This is a genomic window from Nakamurella sp. A5-74, assembly GCF_040438885.1.
Classification (GTDB): domain Bacteria; phylum Actinomycetota; class Actinomycetes; order Mycobacteriales; family Nakamurellaceae; genus Nakamurella.
The window spans coordinates 910712-932185 of the sequence record NZ_CP159218.1; the positions used below are offsets into that span (position 1 = coordinate 910712).

The 21474-nt window shown below is 67.1% G+C and carries 22 protein-coding genes and 1 riboswitch; of the genes, 15 read left to right on the forward strand and 7 right to left on the reverse strand.

What is annotated here, in order from left to right:
* Nucleotides 1-15: 15 nt before the first annotated feature.
* Nucleotides 16-1290: a cystathionine gamma-synthase gene (gene metB, locus ABLG96_RS04125; RefSeq protein ID WP_353650148.1), complete on the reverse strand. Its 1275-nt coding sequence runs from the start codon at nt 1288-1290 to the stop codon at nt 16-18.
* 110 nt (nt 1291-1400) lie between these two features.
* Nucleotides 1401-1520: riboswitch (SAM riboswitch) on the reverse strand.
* Between the two features lie 83 nt (nt 1521-1603).
* On the opposite strand from metB, the gene ddaH reads away from it, so the two are divergent.
* On the forward strand, nt 1604-2377 hold the full coding sequence (gene ddaH / locus ABLG96_RS04130) for a dimethylargininase (RefSeq protein WP_353650149.1): 774 nt from the start codon (nt 1604-1606) through the stop codon (nt 2375-2377).
* Between the two features lie 303 nt (nt 2378-2680).
* Here ddaH and ABLG96_RS04135 read toward each other — a convergent pair whose 3' ends face one another.
* Complete coding sequence (locus ABLG96_RS04135) at nt 2681-2884, reverse strand: hypothetical protein (protein ID WP_353650150.1); 204 nt, start codon at nt 2882-2884, stop codon at nt 2681-2683.
* Nucleotides 2885-3142: 258 nt separating this feature from the next.
* Here ABLG96_RS04135 and ABLG96_RS04140 point away from each other — a divergent pair, with 258 nt between their 5' ends.
* The 9 genes from ABLG96_RS04140 (at nt 3143) to ABLG96_RS04180 (ending at nt 12006) form a co-directional block, all read left to right on the forward strand.
* Nucleotides 3143-3910, forward strand: coding sequence for an FCD domain-containing protein (locus ABLG96_RS04140; protein WP_353650151.1), 768 nt, complete (start codon nt 3143-3145; stop codon nt 3908-3910).
* A 62-nt stretch (nt 3911-3972) separates the two neighbouring features.
* Nucleotides 3973-5229 (forward strand): sugar ABC transporter substrate-binding protein, encoded by a 1257-nt coding sequence (locus tag ABLG96_RS04145; protein ID WP_353650152.1) that lies wholly within the window; start codon nt 3973-3975, stop codon nt 5227-5229.
* Nucleotides 5226-6182, forward strand: coding sequence for a sugar ABC transporter permease (locus ABLG96_RS04150; RefSeq protein ID WP_353650153.1), 957 nt, complete (start codon nt 5226-5228; stop codon nt 6180-6182). The genes ABLG96_RS04145 and ABLG96_RS04150 overlap by 4 nt, the downstream gene beginning before the upstream one ends.
* Nucleotides 6179-7027, forward strand: a complete 849-nt coding sequence (locus ABLG96_RS04155; RefSeq protein ID WP_353650154.1) for a carbohydrate ABC transporter permease — start codon at nt 6179-6181, stop codon at nt 7025-7027. The genes ABLG96_RS04150 and ABLG96_RS04155 overlap by 4 nt, the downstream gene beginning before the upstream one ends.
* 112 nt (nt 7028-7139) lie before the next feature.
* Nucleotides 7140-8198: a mandelate racemase/muconate lactonizing enzyme family protein gene (locus ABLG96_RS04160; protein ID WP_353650155.1), complete on the forward strand. Its 1059-nt coding sequence runs from the start codon at nt 7140-7142 to the stop codon at nt 8196-8198.
* Entirely contained in the window at nt 8195-9043 is an 849-nt protein-coding gene (locus ABLG96_RS04165; protein WP_353650156.1) for an SDR family oxidoreductase, read from the forward strand. The genes ABLG96_RS04160 and ABLG96_RS04165 overlap by 4 nt, the downstream gene beginning before the upstream one ends.
* Nucleotides 9044-9048: 5 nt before the next feature.
* On the forward strand, nt 9049-9936 hold the full coding sequence (locus ABLG96_RS04170) for a dihydrodipicolinate synthase family protein (RefSeq protein WP_353650157.1): 888 nt from the start codon (nt 9049-9051) through the stop codon (nt 9934-9936).
* A gap of 202 nt (nt 9937-10138) precedes the next feature.
* Nucleotides 10139-11509, forward strand: a complete 1371-nt coding sequence (locus ABLG96_RS04175) for an O-acetylhomoserine aminocarboxypropyltransferase/cysteine synthase family protein (protein WP_353650158.1) — start codon at nt 10139-10141, stop codon at nt 11507-11509.
* Nucleotides 11506-12006 (forward strand): CoA-binding protein, encoded by a 501-nt coding sequence (locus tag ABLG96_RS04180; RefSeq protein ID WP_353650159.1) that lies wholly within the window; start codon nt 11506-11508, stop codon nt 12004-12006. The genes ABLG96_RS04175 and ABLG96_RS04180 overlap by 4 nt, the downstream gene beginning before the upstream one ends.
* Nucleotides 12007-12052: 46 nt before the next feature.
* On the opposite strand, the gene ABLG96_RS04185 is transcribed toward ABLG96_RS04180, so the two are convergent.
* On the reverse strand, nt 12053-12385 hold the full coding sequence (locus tag ABLG96_RS04185) for a VOC family protein (RefSeq protein WP_353650160.1): 333 nt from the start codon (nt 12383-12385) through the stop codon (nt 12053-12055).
* Nucleotides 12386-12484: 99 nt separating this feature from the next.
* Here ABLG96_RS04185 and ABLG96_RS04190 point away from each other — a divergent pair, with 99 nt between their 5' ends.
* The gene (locus ABLG96_RS04190; protein WP_353650161.1) at nt 12485-12997 is read left to right on the forward strand and encodes a helix-turn-helix domain-containing protein; all 513 of its coding nucleotides are present in this window, start codon (nt 12485-12487) and stop codon (nt 12995-12997) included.
* Nucleotides 12994-14424, forward strand: coding sequence for an MFS transporter (locus ABLG96_RS04195; protein ID WP_353650162.1), 1431 nt, complete (start codon nt 12994-12996; stop codon nt 14422-14424). The genes ABLG96_RS04190 and ABLG96_RS04195 overlap by 4 nt, the downstream gene beginning before the upstream one ends.
* On the opposite strand, the gene ABLG96_RS04200 is transcribed toward ABLG96_RS04195, so the two are convergent.
* A complete protein-coding gene (locus tag ABLG96_RS04200; protein ID WP_353650163.1) occupies nt 14415-14735 on the reverse strand; it encodes a hypothetical protein in 321 nt (106 codons plus the stop codon). The two genes, ABLG96_RS04195 and ABLG96_RS04200, sit on opposite strands and share 10 nt — an antisense overlap.
* 202 nt (nt 14736-14937) lie before the next feature.
* On the opposite strand from ABLG96_RS04200, the gene ABLG96_RS04205 reads away from it, so the two are divergent.
* On the forward strand, nt 14938-15816 hold the full coding sequence (locus tag ABLG96_RS04205; protein ID WP_353650164.1) for a DUF4394 domain-containing protein: 879 nt from the start codon (nt 14938-14940) through the stop codon (nt 15814-15816).
* A 329-nt stretch (nt 15817-16145) separates the two neighbouring features.
* Here the strand turns inward: ABLG96_RS04205 and ABLG96_RS04210 are convergent, their stop codons facing one another.
* The 3 genes from ABLG96_RS04210 to ABLG96_RS04220 all read right to left on the reverse strand — a co-directional run bounded on the left by ABLG96_RS04210 (nt 16146) and on the right by ABLG96_RS04220 (nt 18815).
* The gene (locus ABLG96_RS04210) at nt 16146-17012 is read right to left on the reverse strand and encodes a nucleotidyltransferase domain-containing protein (protein ID WP_353650165.1); all 867 of its coding nucleotides are present in this window, start codon (nt 17010-17012) and stop codon (nt 16146-16148) included.
* Between the two features lie 3 nt (nt 17013-17015).
* Nucleotides 17016-18290, reverse strand: coding sequence for a serine hydroxymethyltransferase (glyA, locus tag ABLG96_RS04215; RefSeq protein WP_353651372.1), 1275 nt, complete (start codon nt 18288-18290; stop codon nt 17016-17018).
* A gap of 222 nt (nt 18291-18512) precedes the next feature.
* A complete protein-coding gene (locus tag ABLG96_RS04220; RefSeq protein WP_353650166.1) occupies nt 18513-18815 on the reverse strand; it encodes a hypothetical protein in 303 nt (100 codons plus the stop codon).
* A gap of 25 nt (nt 18816-18840) precedes the next feature.
* Here ABLG96_RS04220 and ABLG96_RS04225 point away from each other — a divergent pair, with 25 nt between their 5' ends.
* Both ABLG96_RS04225 and ABLG96_RS04230 read left to right on the forward strand, forming a co-directional pair.
* The gene (locus ABLG96_RS04225; RefSeq protein WP_353650167.1) at nt 18841-20367 is read left to right on the forward strand and encodes an ABC transporter substrate-binding protein; all 1527 of its coding nucleotides are present in this window, start codon (nt 18841-18843) and stop codon (nt 20365-20367) included.
* 93 nt (nt 20368-20460) lie between these two features.
* Nucleotides 20461-21471, forward strand: coding sequence for an ABC transporter permease (locus ABLG96_RS04230; protein ID WP_353650168.1), 1011 nt, complete (start codon nt 20461-20463; stop codon nt 21469-21471).
* The last annotated feature ends 3 nt before the right edge of the window (nt 21472-21474 follow it).

Sequence of the window (21474 nt, forward strand, 5' to 3'; positions counted from 1 at the left end):
GCGTTCCGTTGCCCGTCAGCTCACCCGGGCGAGGACCCGTCCCGGGGCCGGCAGCTCCTCGGCGATCTCTGTGGGTCCGGTCGGACAGGTTGCCGCGAGCGCCCGGTCGAGGCCGTCCAGCACATCGGCCACCAGATCCTGGGCCAGCTCGATCCCGACCGACAGTCGCAGCAGACCCGCACCGATGCCTGCCACCGCGCGCGCTTCGGCGCTCATCGACGCATGGGTCATGGTGGCGGGGTGGGCCACGAGACTCTCTGTACCGCCGAGCGACTCGGCCAGTGAGAAGCACCGCAGGCCCTGCAGGAAGGCGCGGACGGCCGTCTCGCCACCGGCCAGATCGATCGAGAACATCGCGCCGAACCCGTCCTGCTGCTTGGCGGCGATCTCGTGGCCCGGGTGCGAGGTGAGGCCGGGGTAGTACACGCAGCCCACCGCGGGGTGCGCCGCGATGGCATTGACGATCGCCGTCGCGTTCTCCTGGTGCGCCCGGATGCGGGTGTGCAGCGTTCGCAGCCCACGCACCGTCAGGTAACTGTCGAAGGGGCTGCCGGACAGGCCCAGCACGTTGCTCCAGTAGGCGATCTGCTCGGCCAGCTCACCGGTCCTCGCGATCACGGCGCCACCCACGACGTCGCTGTGGCCGTTGATGTACTTGGTCGTCGAATGCACGACGAGGTCGACCCCGAACTCGAAGGGCCGCTGCAGGATCGGCGACAGGAAGGTGTTGTCGGCCACGACGAGGGCGCCGACCGCATGCGCAGCCCTGGTCACCAGCTCGATGTCGGTGACCCGCAGCAGCGGGTTCGACGGCGTCTCCAACCAGACCACCGTCGGGCCGGCCTCGAGCGCCGCATTGACCGCGTCCTGGTCGCCGAAATCGACGGTCACCAACTCGAACTGGCCGCGCGAGGAGAGGGTGTCGAACAGTCGCCAGGTTCCGCCGTAGCAGTCGTGCGGGATGACGATCGTGTCGCCGGGACACAGCAGTGCGTTGACACACAAGGTGATGGCGCTCATCCCGGTCGAGGTGATGCTGGCACCGGCGCCACCCTCGAGGGTGCTCAGCGCCTCGGCGAGCACGTCCCGGGTGGGGTTGCCGCTGCGGGTGTAGTCGTACTGGCGCGGCTCGTCGAAACCGGCGAAGGAGAAGTTGCTCGACAGGTAGAGGGGCGGGATGATCGCGCCCTGCGCCGGGTCCGAGTCGATGCCGGTGCGCAAGCCTCGCGTCAGCTGCGAGACGGCTCGAGGAGTGTCGGAACAGGCGGCGGGGGAGTCCTGCTGCGTCATGTCGTGCCTTTCCCAGGAGTCAGGCTTGCCAACCTGCTGAGGGAAGTTTCGGCGAACGCCGGAGAGAGGTTCACGTGAGGGCGGAACGCCACCGAAGGGCCCGTCGTCACGCTCCATCTTCCGGGGCCCGAGAAACAGCTCCGCAGGATTTGGCACCTTTCTCGTGGATTGCTCCACGAGAGGCTGCCCCGGCTTCATCGGGCCTGTCCCTCTGCCGGTCTTGATGGATTGCGCTTCCGACGATAACCCCCGATCCCGATCCTGACAACCCGCCGCCGGAATCGGGTCTCCGGTCGCGTCGTAGGCTGCCCGGATGATCGCTCTGGTGCGCCGTCCTGCCACCTCTCTCGCCGACGGCATGGTGACGTTCATCGAACGCTCCCCGATCGACCTGGAGCTGGCGCTCCGGCAATGGGCCGCCTATGTCGCCGTACTGCAGCAGTCGGGGTGGCAGATCGTCGAGGTCCCGCCGGACGACGCGCTGCCGGACTCGGTGTTCGTCGAGGACACGGTGGTGATGTTCGGTGACGTCGCGGTGCTCACCAACCCGAACCGGCCGCAGCGCCACCCGGAGATCCGTGACACCGCAACGGTTGTCGAATCGCTGGGAATCCCGCTGTTGCGGCTGGAGGATCCGGCGGCGATGGACGGCGGTGACGTGCTCAAGGTCGGACGGACCGTCTACGTGGGGCTCACCGCATCGACGAACCAGGCTGCCGCAGATCAGCTGACCCAGTGGCTCACTCCGCGGGGATGGACGGTGGTGGCGATCCCGTTGACGAAGGCGCTCCATCTCAAGAGCGCGGTGACCGCGCTGCCCGACGGCACGATCATCGGGTACCTGCCGCTGGTGGACGAGGTCGAGCGCTATCCGACCTTCCTCGCCATGCCGGAGGAGGGTGGCTCCCACGTGGTGGTGATCGGTGAGAACGCGATCGTGATGAGCTCCGACGCCCCCGAATCCGCCGCGCTGCTGCGGGATCGGGGGATCGACGTGACCGAGGTGGACATCGGCGAGTTCACCAAGCTCGAGGGGTGCGTGACTTGCCTCAGCGTCCGGATCCGAGAGGCCGTCCCTTCCTTGTGACCTCGCAGTACCAGCCAGAGATCGGGGCCGCGGAACGGGCGCGTCGAGATCCCGACGTGACGTGATCGGTTCTCGCGCAACGGATCGCGTCTCATCCCCACCCCGCTGACGCTCGGCGTGGACCCAGCTCGATCACCGAGATCACCGGTGACCGAGCAAGCGAGGAACGAGCGCGTCGAGATCCCGACGTGACGTGATCGGTTCTCGGGCAACACATCTCGACTCGTTCGTTCGCTCGGTCATCGAACTCTCCGGTGATCGAGCAAGCGAGGAACGAGCGCGTCGAGATCCCGTCAGGACAGCTCAGGTGAGGGGATCCATCGGTGCGCCCGTCACCTCGAGGTCGTCGTTGCTCGGCAGCGCGGGGTGGGCCGAAGTGGGTCGGTCCAGGTAGTACAGCGCGGTCGAGGCGATGTCGTCGGTGAGCAGGCGGTAGCGACCACCTGACATCCAGCCGAGCGCCTGGATGTCGACGCGCAGGTCGTCGCGGGAATGGATCGGGTCCACCACATGCCAGCGGTCTGGTGGGGCGAAGCCGGTTCCTCGGGTGGCCCGAGCACCCACCGTGCGACCCGTCGCGGTCGCTCCCAGATCCGATGGTGATCGGCCAGGGTGACCGACCCCAACGCCGTCGCCCGGCCTGACACCCCGTCCTGTTTGTCGCGGACATGTCCTACAAGTACACAAAGAACTGCTTGACCATAGCTCGGCGGCCGCTCTAGGTTTCGTGCTCAGAGGAATTTCCCACCTCGCCTGCCCGCTTGAATGAAGGAAATGGTGGCTAGCTTGTCCGACAAGACAGACGATTCTCTGGTTTCCGACAAGGCCTCGACCGAGAACCCGGTCCCCGCCCATCTGCGAATCCTGCGCACGCTGCGTGATCAACGCATCGGTCTCGGCGGCATCATTCCCAGCGAATCCGAGCTCTCCGCTGCATTGGCTGTCGGACGCCCGCAGATCCGTGAAGGTCTCCGCGTGCTGGAGGCGTTCGGTGCGATCGACGCCCGACAGGGAGCGCGTCGAGTCTGGCGTGGCTTCGACGGGACGACGTTCGGCGAACAGATCGGGGGCGTTCTCGGTGCGGGCGGTTCGTCGGCGCTGGCCGACTTCCTCGAACTGAGGCAGACCCTGGAGACCACGCTGCTCCCGCAGGCTGTCGACAAGATGACACCCCTGGATCTTGCCCGCCTTCGTGACCTGGCAGGCCGGATGATCTCCGAGGCAGAGGCGGGACGGCCGTTCACACGTGAGGACGAGGAATTCCACCGCCTGATGTTCGCGGCCCTCGGTAACACCATGTTGCTGGGCCTGATGACGGCGTACTGGCGGGTTTTCCATGCCTACACCGCGGGTCGACCCGCCGACGAAGACCGTCTTGCGGTCGCTCGCAAACACCTGGCGATCGCCGATGCCATCACGGACGGCGACATCAGACTGGCCGCGCACGAACTCGATGCCCACTTCTACGGCGTCAGGCGACGGGTGGTGTCACTGCGCGACCATCCGGAGCAGGAGGCCCGGCCTGCCGGTTGACGCTGCCGAATCACCGTCATCCCGCGTCAAGAACATCCGCTATTTCAACGAGGAGATACACGATGAAGTTTCGCAAACGCGTCGCGACCTGTGCGGTGCTGCTCGCGGCGGCGCTGGCGCTGACCGGCTGCGGGGGTGGCGATTCCACCTCTGCCCAAGGGTCCGGGCCGGTCGAGATCCGTTACTGGCTGTGGCAGGACAACCCCACCGACACCACCTGGAACGAACTGGCCACCGAGTTCAACGCATCGCAGCAGAAGGTCAAGGTGACCGTCGAGGTCATTCCCCTGGACCAGTACCAGGACAAGCTGATCACGGCCGCCGCGAACAAGGCCGGCCCGGATGCCGCGCGCAGCAAGGATTGGTGGCTCGGGCAGTTCGCTCCCAAGGGGATGGTCGCCGACCTGACCGCCGACGTGGACGGCTGGGCGGGGAAAGCCGATGTGACTCCGGCACTCTGGGCCACCGGGCAACTGCCCGGTGACAAGAAGATCTACATGCTGCCTCACCAGTACACGACCCTCTATCTGTACTACCGCAAGGACTACTTCAAGGAAGCCGGACTGGCAGCGCCGAAGTCCCAGCAGGACGTGCTCGACGCCGCTGCGAAACTGACGAACGGGAAACGGTTCGGGCTCGACGTCCGCGGCGGTGCCGGCGGTCAGGACCAGTGGGCTGCATGGATGCTCGCCGGCGGCGGCGACTTCGTCGACGCGGGTGGTGCCGTGTCGATCAACAACGATGCTGCCAAGAAGGCCAACGCGTTCTATGTCCGGCTGGCCACCGACAAACTGACACCGCCGGGATCGGTGACGGCCGCGTTCGCCCAGGTGAAGACGAACTTCACGACGGGGACGACGGCCATGATGATCCACCATCCGGGGTCACTCGCCGACGTGCGATCAGCACTCGGAGACAAGGTCGGTGTGGTACCGCTGCCGACGGTCGACGGCGCTCCCGGCGCCACCCTGGGCTCCATGAGCGGCAACATCGTCCTGAGCTCGAGCGCGAAGAAGGCGGCTGCGTTCCAATGGATCTCGTGGTTGGACACCGCGGGCCCGATGAAGAAGATCTCCACCTCCAGCGGAGGCCAGCTCCCGGTGTTGGCATCCGTCGCGGCTCAGGCGCCCTACACCGAGGACGAGGCTCTGAAGGTCGCCGTCAAGGCCGCGGAGACGGCCAAGACCTGGCCTGCACTGCCCGGAACGGCGCAACTGGCCGCCAAGGACTGGCAGACGATCGAACAGCAGGCCTTCCTCGGTCAGCTCAGCAGCGACGCGGCCGTGGACCAGATCGCCGGCATCCTCGACAAGAAATGAGCACGACTGATGCCGGGGTCGTGGCCCCGGCCGGCAGCCCGCGGGTCGACGATGCGCGTCCGCACACCGCCCGTCGGCGCCGCCGGATCAAAGATTTCGAGGCCTACCTGCTGCTCGGACCCGCACTGGTCCTGGTCGGGATCTTCGCTGGCTACCCACTGCTCCGGTCGGTCTGGTACGCCTTCAACGAGGCCAACCTGTTCGAGGGCATCGTCAAGTTCGTGGGATTCGACAACTTCGGAAGCGTTGTCACCGATCGTGATTTCGGCACGTTCGCCGGTAACACCGCGGTCTGGACGTTCGGGGCCGTCGCAATCCAACTGGTGTGCGGACTCGGTGCCGCTCTGTTGATGAACCAGCGGTTCGTACTCCGTGGCGTTTTCCGTGGTCTGGCGATGATCCCGTGGGCGACACCCAGCGTGCTGGTCGCCCTGATGTGGCTGTGGATCCTCGATCCCAACCACGGCATCCTCAACAAGGTGCTGCTCGGGTTGAATCTGATCGATCAGCCGCTGGAACTGCTGAGTTCACCGGGGACCGCGTTGCCGACGCTGATCATGATCGACGTCTGGCAGGGCGTCCCCCTCTTCGCGGTGATGATCCTGGCTGCGCTGCAGGGAGTTCCGCCGGATCTGCGGGAAGCAGCCGCGGTGGACGGATGCGGGCGGTTCGCCACCTTCCGTTCGGTGGTGCTGCCCGTGATCCTGCCCACGATCATGATCACCACGTTGCTGCGGCTGATCTGGACCGCAAACTACGTCGATCTGGTTCTCATCATGACCCAGGGCGGTCCTGGAACGTCCTCGACCACGTGGGCCCTGGAGTCGTACATCACTGCCTACAAGTCCGCCGATCTCGGCAAGGGCGCCGCCTACGCCGTGCTGCAAGCGGTGATTCTCTGCATCTTCGTCGCGATGTACCTGAGGATGACGCGCCGATCGGAGAAGTCATGATCACTGCGACAGCCACCAGCAACCGCTCAGTCGCGCGGATCGGGTTGTACGTCGGACTCCTCGGCTGGCTGACCACCATTCTGGCTCCGTATCTCATCATGGTGATCACCTCTCTGACGCCTCAGTCGGAGCTGGACACCGCAGGCGCCTCGCTCTGGCCGGCACATGTCACCCTGGATGCCTACCGGGAGCTGCTGACCGGAACGCCGTTCCTCACGTTCCTGCGGAACAGCTTTCTGGTGGCACTGATCGCGGTGCCTCTCACCCTGGTGGTTGCAACCGGCGCGGCGATCGCGTTGTCCCGTCTCGAGTTCAGCGGCAAGCGTTTCGTGATGACCGGCCTGTTGCTGGCTCAGCTCTTCCCCGCCGTGCTGCTGGTGATCTCCCTCCAGGGTCAATTGCAGACGTTCGACCTGCTCGACAGCAAGGTCGGGCTTGCACTGGTGCACGCAGCCTTCGCCACGCCGTTCGCCACCTGGCTGCTGAAGGGGTTCCTCGACTCGATCCCGCGGGAGATGGAAGAAGCCGGACGGATCGACGGAGCCTCGACCTTCCAGGTGATCCAGCGACTTATCCTCCCGCTGCTGACTCCGGGACTGGTCGCGGCAGGCACCTACATTTTCATCCTGTCGTGGAACGAGTTCCTGTATGCATTGACGTTCACCGCCTCCGACTCCACCAGGACCCTGCCCATCGGGCTCCACCTGTTCATCGGCGAGTTCCAGATCCGTTGGGATCTGCTGACCGCCGGTGGAGTGCTGTCCGTCGTTCCGGTGATCATCGGGTTCTTCCTGGTGCAGAACCGGCTTGTCGAGGGCCTGGCTGCCGGTGCGGTCAAGGGCTGAACCGGCACCCTCCGAGACCTGCGCCGCTTCCAGACCGCCAGCGGGCGACCACCATGCGTACCCATCCAGACGAAAGAGGCCACTGACTGTGAAGATTGCTGACATTCAACTGATGCTTTCGCGCATCCCCTTGCCGCACGGCGAATGGGGGGACCAGATCCACCGGGTCACCGACATCGAGATCATCACCACCCGGATCACCACGGACACCGGCATCACCGGGACCGGTTTCAGCCACACCTCCGGCGTCGGTGGCCAGACCATGATGGCCATGCTGACCGAGCTGCTGCCCATCCTTGACGGTCGCGAGGTGAACCCGCGCGGTGTCTGGCACGACGCCTGGCGCTACCTCCGGGACAACGGACCCGGGGGAGTCACCACCCTGGCTCTGGCCGCGATCGACATCGCGTTGTGGGATCTCGTGGGAAAGGAGCGGGGCCAGCCACTGGTGGACGTCATCGGTCGACAGCGGGATCGGGTGCAGTTGTACGGCAGTGGCATCAACCTGCACCTGTCCGTTGAAGAAGTCGTGGAACAGGTCCGGTGCTGGAAGGCGGACGGGTTCTTCGCCGCCAAGGTCAAAGTGGGCAAGCCCGACCTCGAGGAAGATGTCGAGCGGCTCACCAAGATCCGGGAGGCTGTCGGCCGGTTCCCGCTCATGGTCGACGCGAACCAGGGATGGTCCTACCCCGCGGCAGTCCAGGCCTTCCAGCGGTTCGAGCACCTCGACCTCTACTGGATCGAGGAACCACTGCCCTGTGACGACGTCCTCGGCCACGCCAGGCTGCGTGCCCGGACCCGAACTCCGATCGGTCTCGGTGAGAACGTCTACACCCTCAACCAGTTCAACCAGTATCTGGCCTCGGACGCCGTGGACTTCGTCCAAGCGGATTTCGGGAGGGTCGGCGGTATCACTCCGTGGCTGGACATCGCCGCGCTGGCACGGAGTTTCAACGTCCCCATGGCACCGCACTTCACCCTCGAGCTGGCCGCGCACATCCTGTGTGCCACCCCGAATGCTCTGTGCGGGGAAATGACCGACGGCGGCACGATGACCGACCTGCAGGTGATCGAACCGCAGCCGCACCGCAACGGGTTCCTGGCGCCACGTGATGTGCCCGGTCACGGGCTCGAGTTCAACTGGCCCTGGTTGAACGAGCACGCCCGATGAGCGCCATGCCTGCCCCGGGCACCGAGGATCCGTTGTTCTCGGTGGCCGGGAAGGTCGTGGTCATCACCGGGGCTCTGGGTCAGATCGGCGCAGAATTCACGCGGGAGTTTCTCAACCGCGGCGCCAAAGTGGCAGCAATCTCGCGCACTGCAACGGGGTCTCGCGCCGAGCAGGCTCTCGGAGACGCCGCCGGTGCGCCGGATCTGCTGGTCGTGGCGGCCGACATCTGTGACCGGCGGTCCATCGAGGCGGCCCTCGATACGATCGGGGATCGATGGGGTACACCCGATGTCTTGATCAACAACGCCGGCATCGACACCCAACCGAGTGCGCCACCGGAGGTGTCCGGGCCGTTCGAGGATTTCCCGGAGGAAATCTTCCGGGAAGTCGTGGAAGTCAACCTGGTCGGAACCTTCCTGATGACCCAAGCAGTGGGCAAGCGGATGCGGGCGGCCCGGCGCGGCGGTTCGATCATCATCATCGGCTCCATCTACGGCATGGTTTCTCCGCAGCAACCGATCTACGCCTTCACAGCCGACGACGGCGACCGGTTCGTCAAACCCGTGGCCTACAGCGCCGCCAAATCGGGCCTGTACAACCTGACTCGGTATTGTGCGACCTACTGGGGTCGGGAAGGAATCAGGGTGAACACCCTCACCCCGTCCGGGGTCGGACGAGACACCCAGGACCCGAGATTCCAGGCGAACTACATCGAGCGCATGCCGATCGGTCGGATGGCGACGGCGGACGAGTTCAACGGAGCGGCCGTTTTTCTCGCATCCGCAGCGTCGACCTACATGACCGGATCCAACCTCGTGGTCGACGGTGGATGGACCGCATGGTGAGCGACATGTCTTCCTTGCGCAAGGTGTTCTCGGCTCTCGTCACGCCGATGCGGTCGGACGAGTCCGTGGACCTCGGAGTCCTACGGGAACTGGTCGAGCGACAGCTCAGTCGCGGCGTGGAGGGATTTTACTGCTGCGGATCTTCCGGCGAGGGCCTGCTCCTGAGTCATCAGGAGCGCCGCGATGTGGTCCGCACCGTGGTAGAGCAGGCTGCTGGGCGCGTGCCCACCATCGCCCATGTGGGGACGATCCGTACCCAGGACGCCATCGACCTCGCACGGGCGGCGGCCGCCGACGGGGTCACAGCGGTGTCCCTGATCCCGCCGTACTACTACCACTGGACGGCAGCCGAGGTTCTGGGGTACTACCGCGCAGTGGTCGCCGCGGTGCAGGTGCCGGTGGTGCTCTACAACATCCCGCAGTTCACCCGGATATCCTTCGACGTCTCGAATGTCGGCGACCTCTTCGCCGATCCGCAGGTGGTGGGTATGAAGCACACGGCCCACGACCTGTACACCCTCGAGCGGCTCGTCACCCAGTACCCGGAGAAGGTGTTCCTGAACGGGTTCGACGAGATCTACCTCTCGGCACTGGCGGCCGGCGCGACGGCGACGGTGGGCACCACCGTCAACTTCCAGCCGGAGTTGTTCCTCCGGGTCCGGGAACGATTCGTCGCCGGAGATCTGGCGGAGGCGCGCACGATCCAGACCCAGATCAATTGCGCCGTCGAGATCGCAGTACGTCATGGGATCTTCCCTGCCGCCAAGTACCTGGCCGGGGCTCCCGACCTGCCCACCGGTGACTGCAGGGCACCCTTCCGACCCCTCGATGCGGACGCCAAGCGAGCGCTGGAGGAACTTCGTTGCCGCATCGTCGAGTTCACGGCCGGGTAGGTGCCAGGGGGCCCGCTGGTCCGCACGGAAGTTCGGTACACAGCACGGATCGACGTCCGAACCGGTAGTCGTGGAACGGTTCGCGGACACCCAGGGCCGGCCGGACCGCCGGGGTGCGCGAGCAGGTTCTGCGGCGCGCTTCCTACACTGGAAGCAGAGACCGGCGGTCAGGGCGCCGCGGTCCCCGATCGAGAGGCCCACGATGGCAGACCGGCAGTTCGGCTTCCGTACCCGGGCATTGCACGCCGGCGGGCGGCCGGATCCGACGACCGGGGCCAGAGCGGTCCCGATCTACCAGACCACCTCGTTCGTCTTCGCCGACACCGCCGACGCCGGGAACCTCTTCGCCCTGCAGAAGTACGGCAACATCTACTCCCGGATCAGCAATCCGACAGTGGCTGCATTCGAGGAGCGGATGGCGTCGTTGGAGGGTGGCATCGGGGCGGTCGCCACGGCGTCCGGGATGAGTGCCGAGTTCCTGGTCTTTGCCGCATTGGCGGGTGCGGGCGACCACATCGTCGCCGCCGCGCAGCTCTACGGCGGAACCATCACCCAGCTGGATGTGACACTTCGACGGTTCGGGGTGGAGACCACCTTCGTCCGGGGGACCGACCCGGCGGATTACGCCGCCGCGATCCGGGAGAACACCAAGGCCGTCTACACCGAGGTGATCGCCAACCCGTCGGGTGAGATCGCCGACCTGGCGGCGCTCGCCGAAGTCGCCCATGCTGCCGGTGTGCCGTTGATCGTCGACGCGACGCTCAACACCCCGTACCTGTTGCGGCCCATCGAGTTCGGAGCCGACATCGTCATCCACTCGGCCACCAAGTTCCTGGGTGGGCACGGCACCACGCTGGGCGGCGTGGTGGTCGAATCCGGCCGGTTCCCCTGGGACAACGGCCGCTTCCCGCAGATGACGGAACCGGTCGCCTCCTACGGCGGCGTGTCCTGGTGGGGCAACTTCGGCGAGTACGGCTTCCTGACGAAACTGCGCAGCGAGCAGCTCCGTGACATCGGCCCTGCGCTGTCGCCGCAGTCGGCGTTCCAGCTGTTGCAGGGCGTCGAGACGTTGCCGCAGCGGATGGACGAGCACATCGCCAACGCTGCCACCGTCGCCCGCTGGCTGGCCGCCGACGAGCGGGTGTCCTACGTCAACTACGCCGGACTGCAGGACCATCCGCATTTCGAGCGGGCCCAGCGGTACCTCCCGCAGGGCCCGGGATCCGTCTACTCCTTCGGCGTCCGCGGCGGACGAGCTGCGGGAGAGCGGTTCATCGAGGCGCTGCAGGTCTGCTCGCACCTGGCCAACGTCGGCGACTCGCGCACGCTGGTGCTGCACCCGGGGTCGACCACCCATCGCCAGCTCTCACCCGAGCAGCTCTCGGCGGCCGGCGTCCCGGAGGACCTGATCCGGTTGTCCGTCGGCCTCGAGGACGTCGACGACATCCTCTGGGACATCGACCAGGCCCTCACGGTGGCGACGGGATCGGAAACGACCGCTGGGTCCGCGAACTCCTGGCCAGAAACGACCGCTGGGTCCGCGAACCACGAGCTGGGACAGGAATCGGTATGAGCGAGCACGCACGCAGCTGGCAGGGGCCGTCGGCGCAGCGCCGCCTGCAGATCCTGCAGGGAGCGAAGTCGATCGCGATCGTCGGGGCCAGCGACAAGTCGGAGCGGGCGTCCTACTTCGTGTCGACGTACCTGCTCTCGTCCACGGATTTCGAGGTGCACTTCGTGAATCCGGTGCTGGCAGGGCGCAAGCAGATCCTCGGACGCGAGGTCCTTCCCAGCCTGGCCGCATTGAGAGAATCCGGTGTCACGCCGGACATCGTCGACGTCTTCCGCAAGCACGACGATCTGCCGACCGTGCTGCAGGAGAGCATCGACGTCGGAGCCGGGACCATCTGGCTGCAGCTCGGGTTGTGGCACGAGGGCGTCGCGGCCGGTGCCGAGAAGGCCGGGATGGCCGTCGTCATGGACCGCTGCCTGAAGATCGAACACGCGCGCTTCCACGGCGGCCTGCACCTGGCCGGTTTCGACACCGGGGTCATCGATTCGCGGCGCTGACCGGATCTGATCCCAGTGCAGCGCCGGGCGCTGTGCCGCTGGAAGCTCAGGCGCCGACGAGCACGACACGGTTGCCGTCGGGATCGGTCAACATCAGGGCGCGACCCGAGCTGATCGGCCCCGCATCGGAGTCGGTGAGGCCGACCTCCCGCAGCCGGGCGGCGGCCCCGTCGAGGTCGGTCTCGGTCAGCACGACGGACGAGTGGCCGGCGCGGTCGGGTTCGAGCCACACCTGGACGCCGAACGACTCGCCGAGGTGGTATTCGAGCAGGCCCGGCATCGGATTCGCATCCGGGCTGCGCTCGAAGAGACGGTCGTACCAGTTCCGTGCACGGTCGAGATCGGTGACGGTGGCCTGGGCGAGAACTTGGGTGATCATGGCGCTCCTTCGGGTGGGCACAGTGCTTGCGGATTGCAATCAGTACCGTAGAACGACTGATGGTAGTTTGCAACCAGTCAGCCGTCGAAAGGATGCTCCATGGTCGACGAGCCACGCTCGGGATGTCCGATCAACGCGGCGGTCGAAGTGCTGGGAAACCGCTGGTCGCTCATCGTGGTGCGCGACGTGATGTTCGGGGACCGTCGGTACTTCCGCGAGCTCCTGCGCGAGTCGGAGGAGGGGATCGCGTCGAACATCCTCGCGGCCCGATTGCGCGAGCTCGTGGCAGCCGGCCTGCTCACCCGTGCCGACGCCGGCGCCGGTCGACGTGCGGCGTACAGCCTGGCGGATGCTGCCATCGAGCTCGTCCCCGTGCTGGCCGAGCTGGGCTGGTGGGGCGTGCGGCATCTGCCGACCAGCGAGGCGCTGCGGGTCCGCGCCGAATTGCTGTATCTCGGCGGCCGTCCGCTGTGGGACGACTTCATGGCGGAACTCCGGGAACGGCATCTCGGGATCGCCCGACCGGATCCGACAAGGCCGTCGGTGGCGGCGCAGCTCGAGGCCGCCTACCTCGACGCCACGGCCCGCGCCGGTGCGGTCGGATCAGCGTGAGCGCCAACGACGGTGGTCTGGTCCTGAGATCCCGACAGGGTCGTGGGGTGTTGGCCGCGACCATCCTGGGCAGCGGGATGGCCATGCTCGACGGCACCGTCGTGGGCGTCGCGCTGCCCCGCATCGGCAGCGACCTGGGTGCCGGACTCACCGCGCTGCAGTGGACGGTCAACGCGTACACCCTCAGCCTTGCCGGGCTGCTGCTGCTCGGCGGCTCGCTGGGCGATCATCTGGGTCGCCGCCGGGTCTACGTCATCGGGATCGTGTGGTTCACGATCGCCTCGATCGGGTGTGCGGTGGCCCCGAACGTGGGCGTGCTGATCGGGATGCGGTTGCTCCAGGGAGTCGGGGCGGCGCTGCTCACGCCCGGCTCGCTGGCGATTCTCGAGGCGGTGTTCCGACGGGAGGATCGGGCGGCCGCTGTCGGGTCGTGGTCCGGGCTCGGCGGCATCGCCACCGCGATCGGTCCGGTGGTCGGCGGGGTGCTGGTCGGGGTGGCGCCTTGGGGCTGGCGACTGATCTTTCTGATCAACATCCCGTTGGCGGTGATCGTCATCTGGTTGGCGGGGCGCCACATTCCCGAGACCAGGGACGACGAGGCGGACCCGCACTACGACGTCCGGGGCGTCCTGCTCGCTGCCGCGGGCCTCGGGCTCACCGTCTATGCCCTCACCGAGGGCGCGAGCAGACAGTGGCCGTCCGTCCTCGTCGTGCTGCTCGTCGCCGGCGTCGTGCTGCTCGCCGGGTTCGTCCTGGTCGAGGCGCGCGGGCGTCACCCGATGATGCCGCTGTCGCTGTTCCGGGAACGGCAGTTCACCGCCGCCAACGTCGTCACCTTCGTGGTGTACGGCGCGCTCGGTGGAGCATTGTTCCTGATTCCGGTTCAGCTGCAACGGGTCTCAGGCTTCACACCGGTCGCCGCAGGGAGTGCGCTACTGCCGGTGACGGTGATCATGCTGCTGCTCTCGGCACGGGCGGGCAGGCTGGCCACCCGGATCGGACCTCGTGTTCCGATGACGGTCGGACCGATCGCCGCGGGAATCGGCCTCGTGCTGTTGCTCCGGGTCGACATCGACGCGTCGTACTGGGCCGACGTGCTGCCCGCCGTGATCGTCTTCGGCCTGGGACTCGCGGCCACCGTCGCTCCGCTGACGGCCACCGCCCTCGCCTCTGCCCCGCCCCGGCAGGTGGGCATCGCGTCTGCTGTGAACAACGACATCGCGCGGGTCGCCGGGTTGCTCGCGGTGGCCGTACTGCCGGGGCTGGCCGGCATCACTCCCGTTGCCTACGACCGGCCGTCCGAGCTGTCCGCCGGGTTCCACCACGCCATGCTGATCTCGAGTGGGCTCTGCGTCCTGGGTGGACTGCTCGCCCTGGTGCTCGTGGCAGGACGCGAGCAGTCCCCGGTGACACCGGCTCAGCTGTAGCGGTGACTCTTCTCGGGGTGACCTGACTCGCGGGTGCATGCCCGACCGTTCATCGACTTGTGGCCGCAGCGCTCCTCCTCGGGCGCGGCAGCGGAAGTCGGGGGCGTCGGAGCGGGAGCTGCCTTCGCTGACGGCGCAGCCTTGGCCCGAGCCTGCCCGGTCTTCGGCGAAGTGGTGACCGCAGCTCCAGGAACCGCCGCCGCGGCAGGCACCTCATCAGGGGCCGGGGATTCACGGCGGCTCGGGGCGCTGAGGCTGGTCCGGGCGTACTTCGCTTCCCGCATCGCGCGCATGGCATCGCTCTTGCTCATCGTCCACCCATGTCCTGCAGCTTAGGACGTCCCACCGACACGTCGTCGACAACCGGCTCACACCGCGGTGAGGACCATCGGCGGACGGGCGTGGGTGCGTCCATTGCCCCGCAATCGACCGGCGCTGAACGGTCTCGCCGTGCCAGCCGTATCCACTCCTGACGCCGGCAACAGTTGCCGACCCCGATCGGGAGGTTTTCCCATGTCCACGTTGATCCGCAAGGCCACCGCCGTCTGCGCCGCTGCCGTGCTGGCTGGCGCCGTGGCACCCGTGGCAGCAGCGAGCCCGGCAGCACAGCCGGCCTCCAGCACGCCGACCACCTTCACCACGACCGGTACCGCCATCGGTCTCTCGGCGAGCGGTAAGTCTCTCTCCGTCTTCGCCCTGTCCCTCCCGACGCTGGCCCTTCCGCTCGGCCGGATCAGCGGTCTGAGCGGCGACAGTCGCCTGGTGGGCATCGACTACCGCGTCCAGGACAACACCGTCTACGGCGTCGGCAACCGCGGCGGCATCTACACCTTCGCCCTGCGGAAGACCAAGGCCAGCAAGGTCTTCCAGCTGACCGTTCCGCTGGTCGGCACGCACTTCGGCGTCGACTTCAACCCGTCGGCCGACCGCCTGCGGGTGATCAGCGACACCGGACAGAACCTGAGGCACAACGTGAACGCTGGCGGCGTCACGCTCATCGACGTCCCCCTCACCCTGAACGGCGCCGCGGCCACCGGCGTCACCGCGGCCGCGTATGTCAACAATGATCTGGTCGCGAGCACGGCGACCGTGCTCTACGACATCGACACCCGCAATGACACGCTCGTCGAGCAGACCCCGGCGAACGACGGGACCCTCAAGACCCTCGGCGCGTTGCGCACGTCAGCGGGGTCCGTCGCCGGCTTCGACATTGCGACGACCGTCGACTCGGCCGGGGCCGCTGTCGGCAACGCCGGCTGGGTCACCCTGCGCGCGCCGAAGGCGAAGAACTCGACGCTCTACAAGATCGATCTCGGAACCGGCAGGCTGCAGACCGTCGGCCGCTTCCTGCTGGCCGACGTCGCCGATCTTGCGATCATCCAGCCGCGATGACCTGATGCTCTGAACCCGCACTGGAAGGGCCTCCCGGTCGACGAGACCGGGAGGCCCTCACCGTCAGGTGCGGCGCTGCACCCCCTCCAGCAGGATCCGGACGGCCGTCGGACCGACCCCGTGGATCGCCAACAGCTCCCGTTCCGGGAGGTCGACCAGGTCGGCGAGGTCGAGTGCCCGCGCCCGTTCCGCACCGAGATACCGACGATCCCGCCCGGACAGCGCGCGCTCTCAGCAGAACTGCTTGCCGCGCAACCCGCCAACTCGGCAGCCCGCCGCAGGACGGCTGCTCGTCGGTCTCCGGCAACGCGCTGACGATGCTCCTGACGTCACTCCAACTGGTCATCCGGATCCTCGCCTCCGCCGGGCCGGCCGGCGTCGTCCAGTCGGCGGAGGGTGCCGGCCAGCAGGCCGTCCAGCGGCGCGACGTCGATGAGGGACCGGTGGGGTGCTGCCGCTTCGACCTCGGCCACCGTGCGGACGAGGAAGTCCTCGATCACCTGGACGGGCGCAGTGACCTCGGCCTCGCCGGCGCGTCGTTTTCGCTGCAGCAGTTCTCGGATGGCCGCCAGCACGACCGGATCGGTCACCTGTCGGTCCACCAGGTCTTCGAAGACCATCGGCGCCCGCGTCCCGTGCTGCTGGATCCACGAGGCGGCCAGCAACGGACGCAGCGTGTAGAAGTACCGCTTGAACTTGACCTGCTCGACGCCGACGACCGAGCGCAGGTGCTTGCGGGCCATGTGCAGGTAGTGGTGGTAGGTCCGATCCGGCCGGTGCGCGGTCTCCGCTGCCGCCACGAGTTCAGCCACGAACTGCTCATCGGCGCGATAGCGGATCGGTGAGTGCAGCCACTCGAACAGGGTCGCGTTCCCGCGGCCGAGCAGGCGAAGGGCCTTGCGCAGATCCCACCCGCTGACGTCATAGGTGGCATCGACCGGCAGTTCGATCACGTCACGGCGGGCGGACACCCGCAGGTACTCATCCAGTCGACCGGCGTACAGGAAACGCACGTCGTAGTCACTGTCCGGGGACGCGAAACCCCAACCGCGGCTGCCGGACTCGCAGGCGAACAGGATCCGGACGTCGTGATCCCGTTCGACTCGGGCGAGCGTGTCCATGATCCGGGCCCGGACCACCGGATCGACCGGATGTCGTTCATCCTCCGGTGCCGGCCAGATCTCGTCGCCCGGCACGATTCAGCCCAGGGTCGGGTACAGCGGGAAGCGCGCGGCGACGGCACTCACCCTGGCCCGCAACGAATTCGCGAGAGCGTCGTCGAGTTCACCGGCCGGGGCGATGAGTGCGGTGGCGATGATGTCGGCGACCTCGGCGAACGCTGCGTCGTCCAGTCCGCGGGTGGCCAGCGCCGGCGTGCCGATCCGCAGGCCGGACGTCACCATCGCCGGACGGGGGTCGAAGGGCACCGCGTTGCGGTTGACGGTGACGCCGACCGAGTGCAGCCGGTCCTCGGCCTGCTTGCCGTCCAGGTCGGAGTGGCGCAGATCGACCAGCACCAGGTGCACCTCTGTGCCGCCGGTCAGCACGGACACCCCAGCCGCGCTGACGTCGTCCGCAGACAGCCGCTCCGCGAGCGCCTTCGCGCCGTCGAGCGTGCGTTGGGCGCGCTCGATGAACGACGGGTCCTGCGCCATCTTGAAGGCCACGGCCTTGGCGGCGATCACGTGCTCGAGAGGCCCGCCCTGCTGGCCGGGGAAGACTGCCGAGTTGATCTTCTTGGCGAGGTCGGCCTCGTTGGTCAGGATGACGCCGCCGCGGGGGCCGCCGAGTGTCTTGTGCGTGGTCGTGGTGGTGACGTGGGCGTGTGGCACGGGTGACGGGTGGACCCCGGCAGCGACCAACCCGGCGAAGTGCGCCATGTCGACCATCAGATAGGCACCGACCTCGTCGGCGATCTCCCGGAACCGGGCGAAGTCGAGCTGCCGCGGGTAGGCGGACCAACCGGCAATGATCAGCTTCGGCTGGTGCGTCCGGGCCAGCTCGGCCACCGCGTCCATGTCGATCCGGTGGTCCTCCTTGGACACCTCGTAGGCGACCACGTTGTAGAGCAGGCCGGAGAAGTTGATCCGCATGCCGTGCGTGAGGTGCCCGCCGTGGGCGAGCGAGAGCCCGAGGATGGTGTCGCCCGGCTTGATCAGGGCCTGCATGACGGCGGCGTTGGCCTGTGCTCCCGAGTGCGGCTGGACGTTCGCGAAGCCGGCACCGAAGATCTGTTTGATCCGTGCGATGGCCAGCGTCTCGATCTGGTCGACGAACTCGCACCCGCCGTAGTAGCGGCGGCCCGGGTAGCCCTCCGCGTACTTGTTGGTGAGCACGCTGCCCTGCGCCTGCATGGCGGCGAGCGGTGCGAAGTTCTCGGAGGCGATCATCTCCAGGGTCGACTGCTGACGGTGCAGTTCCTGCCCGATCAGCGCCGCGACCTCGGGGTCGGCGACGGCCAGGTCGGCGTCCAGACCAGGCCACGCCTGGGTCGGACCGGGATCGGTGTGGTCTCTGGCGGCGGGCGCAGTGGGGGTGGAGGTCACGCAGGCATCGTAACGATCCTGTGTCGGGGATGGGCGGGCGCTAGGAGATCGGTGAGAAGGACGTTTAGGTTCTGTCCACTGCCGGTTCACCGTGACCCGACGTGCCGGCCCGAACCGAGAGGTTGCAGCGACAGTGCTCAGAACCCAGCGTCATCGGATCCTCACGGCTGGGATGGTGGCGGCTGTTGCTGTCAGCCTCGCCAGCTGTGCGAGCTCCGATCGGAATGCGGACAGCTCCAACACCCCTGCTCCCGGTACCGGCTCCAGCACGGCCACCACGGCCGATTCGGGAACCGGCAGCCCAGCCACCAGCGGATCCGAGACCGGCGGATCGGAGACCAGCGGATCGGCGACCGGCGGATCGGAGACCAGCGGATCGGCGACCGGCGGCTCCGAAACCGGCGCGCCCCCCAGCTCGGGAGGCGGCACCGGCAACTCCGATGCGACCTTCATCTTCGGTGCAGCTGCAGCCCCCTCGATGTTCGATCCGCTGTACGCCACCGACGGCGAGACCTTCCGCCCGGTCCGGCAGATGATGGAGGGCCTGGTCGGCTTCAAGTCCGGCACCGCCGACATCGAGCCCAGGCTGGCCGAGTCGTGGGAGCAGACGGCCGACGGCAAGACCTGGACCTTCAAGATCCGTCAGGGCGTCAAGTTCTCCGACGACACCGCGCTGGATTCCAAGGCGGTCTGCTACAACCTGGACCGCATGTACACCCAGACGGGTGCCGGCGCCACGCAGGCGCAGTACTGGTCGGACAACATGGGCGGCTTCAAGGGACAGAAGGGCGAGGACGGCAAGGAGGTCCCGTCGCTGTACGTCTCGTGTACCGCTGACGGCGACAACGCCGTGGTCAAGATCAACCGGGCGACGTCGAAGTTCCCGGCGATCCTGGGTCTGCCGTCGTACTCCATCCAGTCGCCGGCCGCGCTGGAGAAGTACAAGGCGAACGACGTCAAGGCATCGGGCGAGGCCTTCACCTACCCCGAGTACGCGACCGATCACCCGACCGGCACCGGCCCGTTGAAGTTCGAGAGCTACGACAAGGCCAACGGCGAGATCACCCTGGTCCGCAACGACGCCTACTGGGGTACCAAGGCCACCGTCGCCAAGCTGATCTTCAAGATCATCCCGGACGAGACCGCCCGCAAGCAGGCTCTGCAGTCCGGCAGCATCCAGGGCTACGACCTGCCCAACCCGGCCGACTGGGACTCGCTCAAGGCGGACGGCTACAACCTGTTGATCCGTCCGGCCTTCAACGTCCTGTACCTGGGCATCGACCAGAAGAACAACCCCAAACTGCAGGATCTCAAGGTGCGGCAGGCGATCGCCTACGCCCTGAACCGGCAGGACTTCGTCGATTCGCAGCTGCCCGAGGGCGCCAAGGTCGCGCTCGAGTACTACCCGGACACCGTCGACGGATACACCGAGGACGTCCAGAAGTACGACTACAACCCGGACATGGCCAAGCAGCTGCTGCAGGAGGCCGGCGCCACTGATCTGACGCTGAAGTTCTACTGGCCGACCGAGGTCTCCCGTCCGTACATGCCCAGCCCCAAGGACGTCTTCACCGCGTTCTCGGCCGATCTGGAGGCCGTCGGCATCAAGCTGGACGTCACCTCCAAGCCGTGGAACGGTGGCTACCTCGACGATGTCGACGCCAACCGCCCGGACCTGTTCCTGCTCGGCTGGACCGGTGACTACAACACACCGGACAACTTCATCGGAAGCTTCTTCTCCGATCCGCTGTCGCGCTTCTACACCAAGGCAGCCCCTTGGGGTGCGACGCTTTCCGCGGAGATCGCGGCGGCCGACACCGAGCCGGACGCCACCAAGCGCAACGAGCTGTACGTCGCGCTGAACAAGAAGCTGATGGCCGAGTACCTTCCGGCCATCCCGATCTCGCACGCTCCGCCCGCGCTCGTCCTGGGCAAGGACATCAGCGGGGTCGTCGCCTCGCCGTTGACCGACGAGGACTACGCGCACGTCGTGGTCGCCGGCTGAGAACTCCAGGGTAGAAACTCAATCTGAGTGCGGTGGGTGCTGACCCCGACAGGTCAGCACCCACCGCGACCCTGACGAAGGAGTGTCGCGCTCTTGCTCCGCTACACCGTGAGGCGACTGGCCCAACTGGTCGTCGTGCTGATCGTCCTGTCGGTTCTGTTGTTCTTCTGGCTCAGGTCGCTGCCGGGTGGTCCCGACAGCGCCATCTGCGGCGACCGCTGCAACGCCCAGCAGCGCGCAACTCTCCGCGCGGCGATGGGGCTCGACCAGCCGCTCACCACCCAGTACTTCAAGTACGTCGGCCGCATCCTCGGCGGCGATTTCGGTACCTCCTCGGCGGTCGAGGCCGGCAGCGATGCCATCGACGTCTTCCTGCACCGCCTCCCGGCCACCATCGAACTGACGATCGGGGCACTGCTCTTCGCGCTCGTCCTGGGTATTCCGCTCGGCTACTTCACCGCCCGCCGCAAGGGCAGCATCTTCGACAACGTCGGGATCATCGGCTCGCTGGTCGGCATCGCGGTGCCGGTGTTCTTCCTTGCCTACCTGCTCAAGTACATCTTCGCGGTGAAGCTCGGCTGGCTGCCTGACAGCGGCCGGTCGACCACCGGCATCCACGCGACGGACGTGACCGGGTTCTTCGTCCTGGACGGGGTGCTGACCCGGGAGTGGGACGCCTCCTGGGACGCCCTCAAGCACCTGCTGCTGCCCTCGATCGCGCTCGGGACCATTCCGTTCGCGGTGCTGTTCCGGATCACCAGGGGTGCCGTGCTGGACGTCCAGAACGAGGACTACGTCCGTACCGCGGAAGCGAAGGGGCTCAAGACCTCCACCATCCGCAGCCGCCACATCCTGCGCAACGCCCTGCTGCCGGTCGTCACGGTCGCCGGCCTGCAGGTCGGCGCGCTGCTCGGCGGCGCGGTGCTGACCGAGACCGTGTTCGCCTTCCCCGGTCTCGGACAGGCGACGGCGATCGCCTTCCAACAGCGCGACTACGCCGTGCTGCAGATCCTGGTGCTCGCCTCGGCCGCCACCTACATGCTCGTCAACCTGCTCGTCGATCTGTCGTATGCCCTGATCGATCCGCGCATCAGGACCCGGTGAGGC

Excerpts from the sequence above, each read along its gene's own strand:
- metB (WP_353650148.1), bottom strand. The coding sequence starts at position 1,290 with ATGACGCAGCAGGACTCCCCCGCCGCCTGTTCCGACACTCCTCGAGCC.
- ddaH (WP_353650149.1), top strand. The coding sequence starts at position 1,604 with ATGATCGCTCTGGTGCGCCGTCCTGCCACCTCTCTCGCCGACGGCATG.
- ABLG96_RS04140 (WP_353650151.1), top strand. The coding sequence starts at position 3,143 with ATGAAGGAAATGGTGGCTAGCTTGTCCGACAAGACAGACGATTCTCTG.
- ABLG96_RS04145 (WP_353650152.1), top strand. The coding sequence starts at position 3,973 with ATGAAGTTTCGCAAACGCGTCGCGACCTGTGCGGTGCTGCTCGCGGCG.
- ABLG96_RS04150 (WP_353650153.1), top strand. The coding sequence starts at position 5,226 with ATGAGCACGACTGATGCCGGGGTCGTGGCCCCGGCCGGCAGCCCGCGG.
- ABLG96_RS04155 (WP_353650154.1), top strand. The coding sequence starts at position 6,179 with ATGATCACTGCGACAGCCACCAGCAACCGCTCAGTCGCGCGGATCGGG.
- ABLG96_RS04160 (WP_353650155.1), top strand. The coding sequence starts at position 7,140 with ATGCTTTCGCGCATCCCCTTGCCGCACGGCGAATGGGGGGACCAGATC.
- ABLG96_RS04165 (WP_353650156.1), top strand. The coding sequence starts at position 8,195 with ATGAGCGCCATGCCTGCCCCGGGCACCGAGGATCCGTTGTTCTCGGTG.
- ABLG96_RS04170 (WP_353650157.1), top strand. The coding sequence starts at position 9,049 with ATGTCTTCCTTGCGCAAGGTGTTCTCGGCTCTCGTCACGCCGATGCGG.
- ABLG96_RS04175 (WP_353650158.1), top strand. The coding sequence starts at position 10,139 with ATGGCAGACCGGCAGTTCGGCTTCCGTACCCGGGCATTGCACGCCGGC.
- ABLG96_RS04180 (WP_353650159.1), top strand. The coding sequence starts at position 11,506 with ATGAGCGAGCACGCACGCAGCTGGCAGGGGCCGTCGGCGCAGCGCCGC.
- ABLG96_RS04185 (WP_353650160.1), bottom strand. The coding sequence starts at position 12,385 with ATGATCACCCAAGTTCTCGCCCAGGCCACCGTCACCGATCTCGACCGT.
- ABLG96_RS04190 (WP_353650161.1), top strand. The coding sequence starts at position 12,485 with ATGGTCGACGAGCCACGCTCGGGATGTCCGATCAACGCGGCGGTCGAA.
- ABLG96_RS04200 (WP_353650163.1), bottom strand. The coding sequence starts at position 14,735 with ATGAGCAAGAGCGATGCCATGCGCGCGATGCGGGAAGCGAAGTACGCC.
- ABLG96_RS04205 (WP_353650164.1), top strand. The coding sequence starts at position 14,938 with ATGTCCACGTTGATCCGCAAGGCCACCGCCGTCTGCGCCGCTGCCGTG.
- ABLG96_RS04220 (WP_353650166.1), bottom strand. The coding sequence starts at position 18,815 with ATGAAGGTCGCATCGGAGTTGCCGGTGCCGCCTCCCGAGCTGGGGGGC.
- ABLG96_RS04225 (WP_353650167.1), top strand. The coding sequence starts at position 18,841 with ATGTTCGATCCGCTGTACGCCACCGACGGCGAGACCTTCCGCCCGGTC.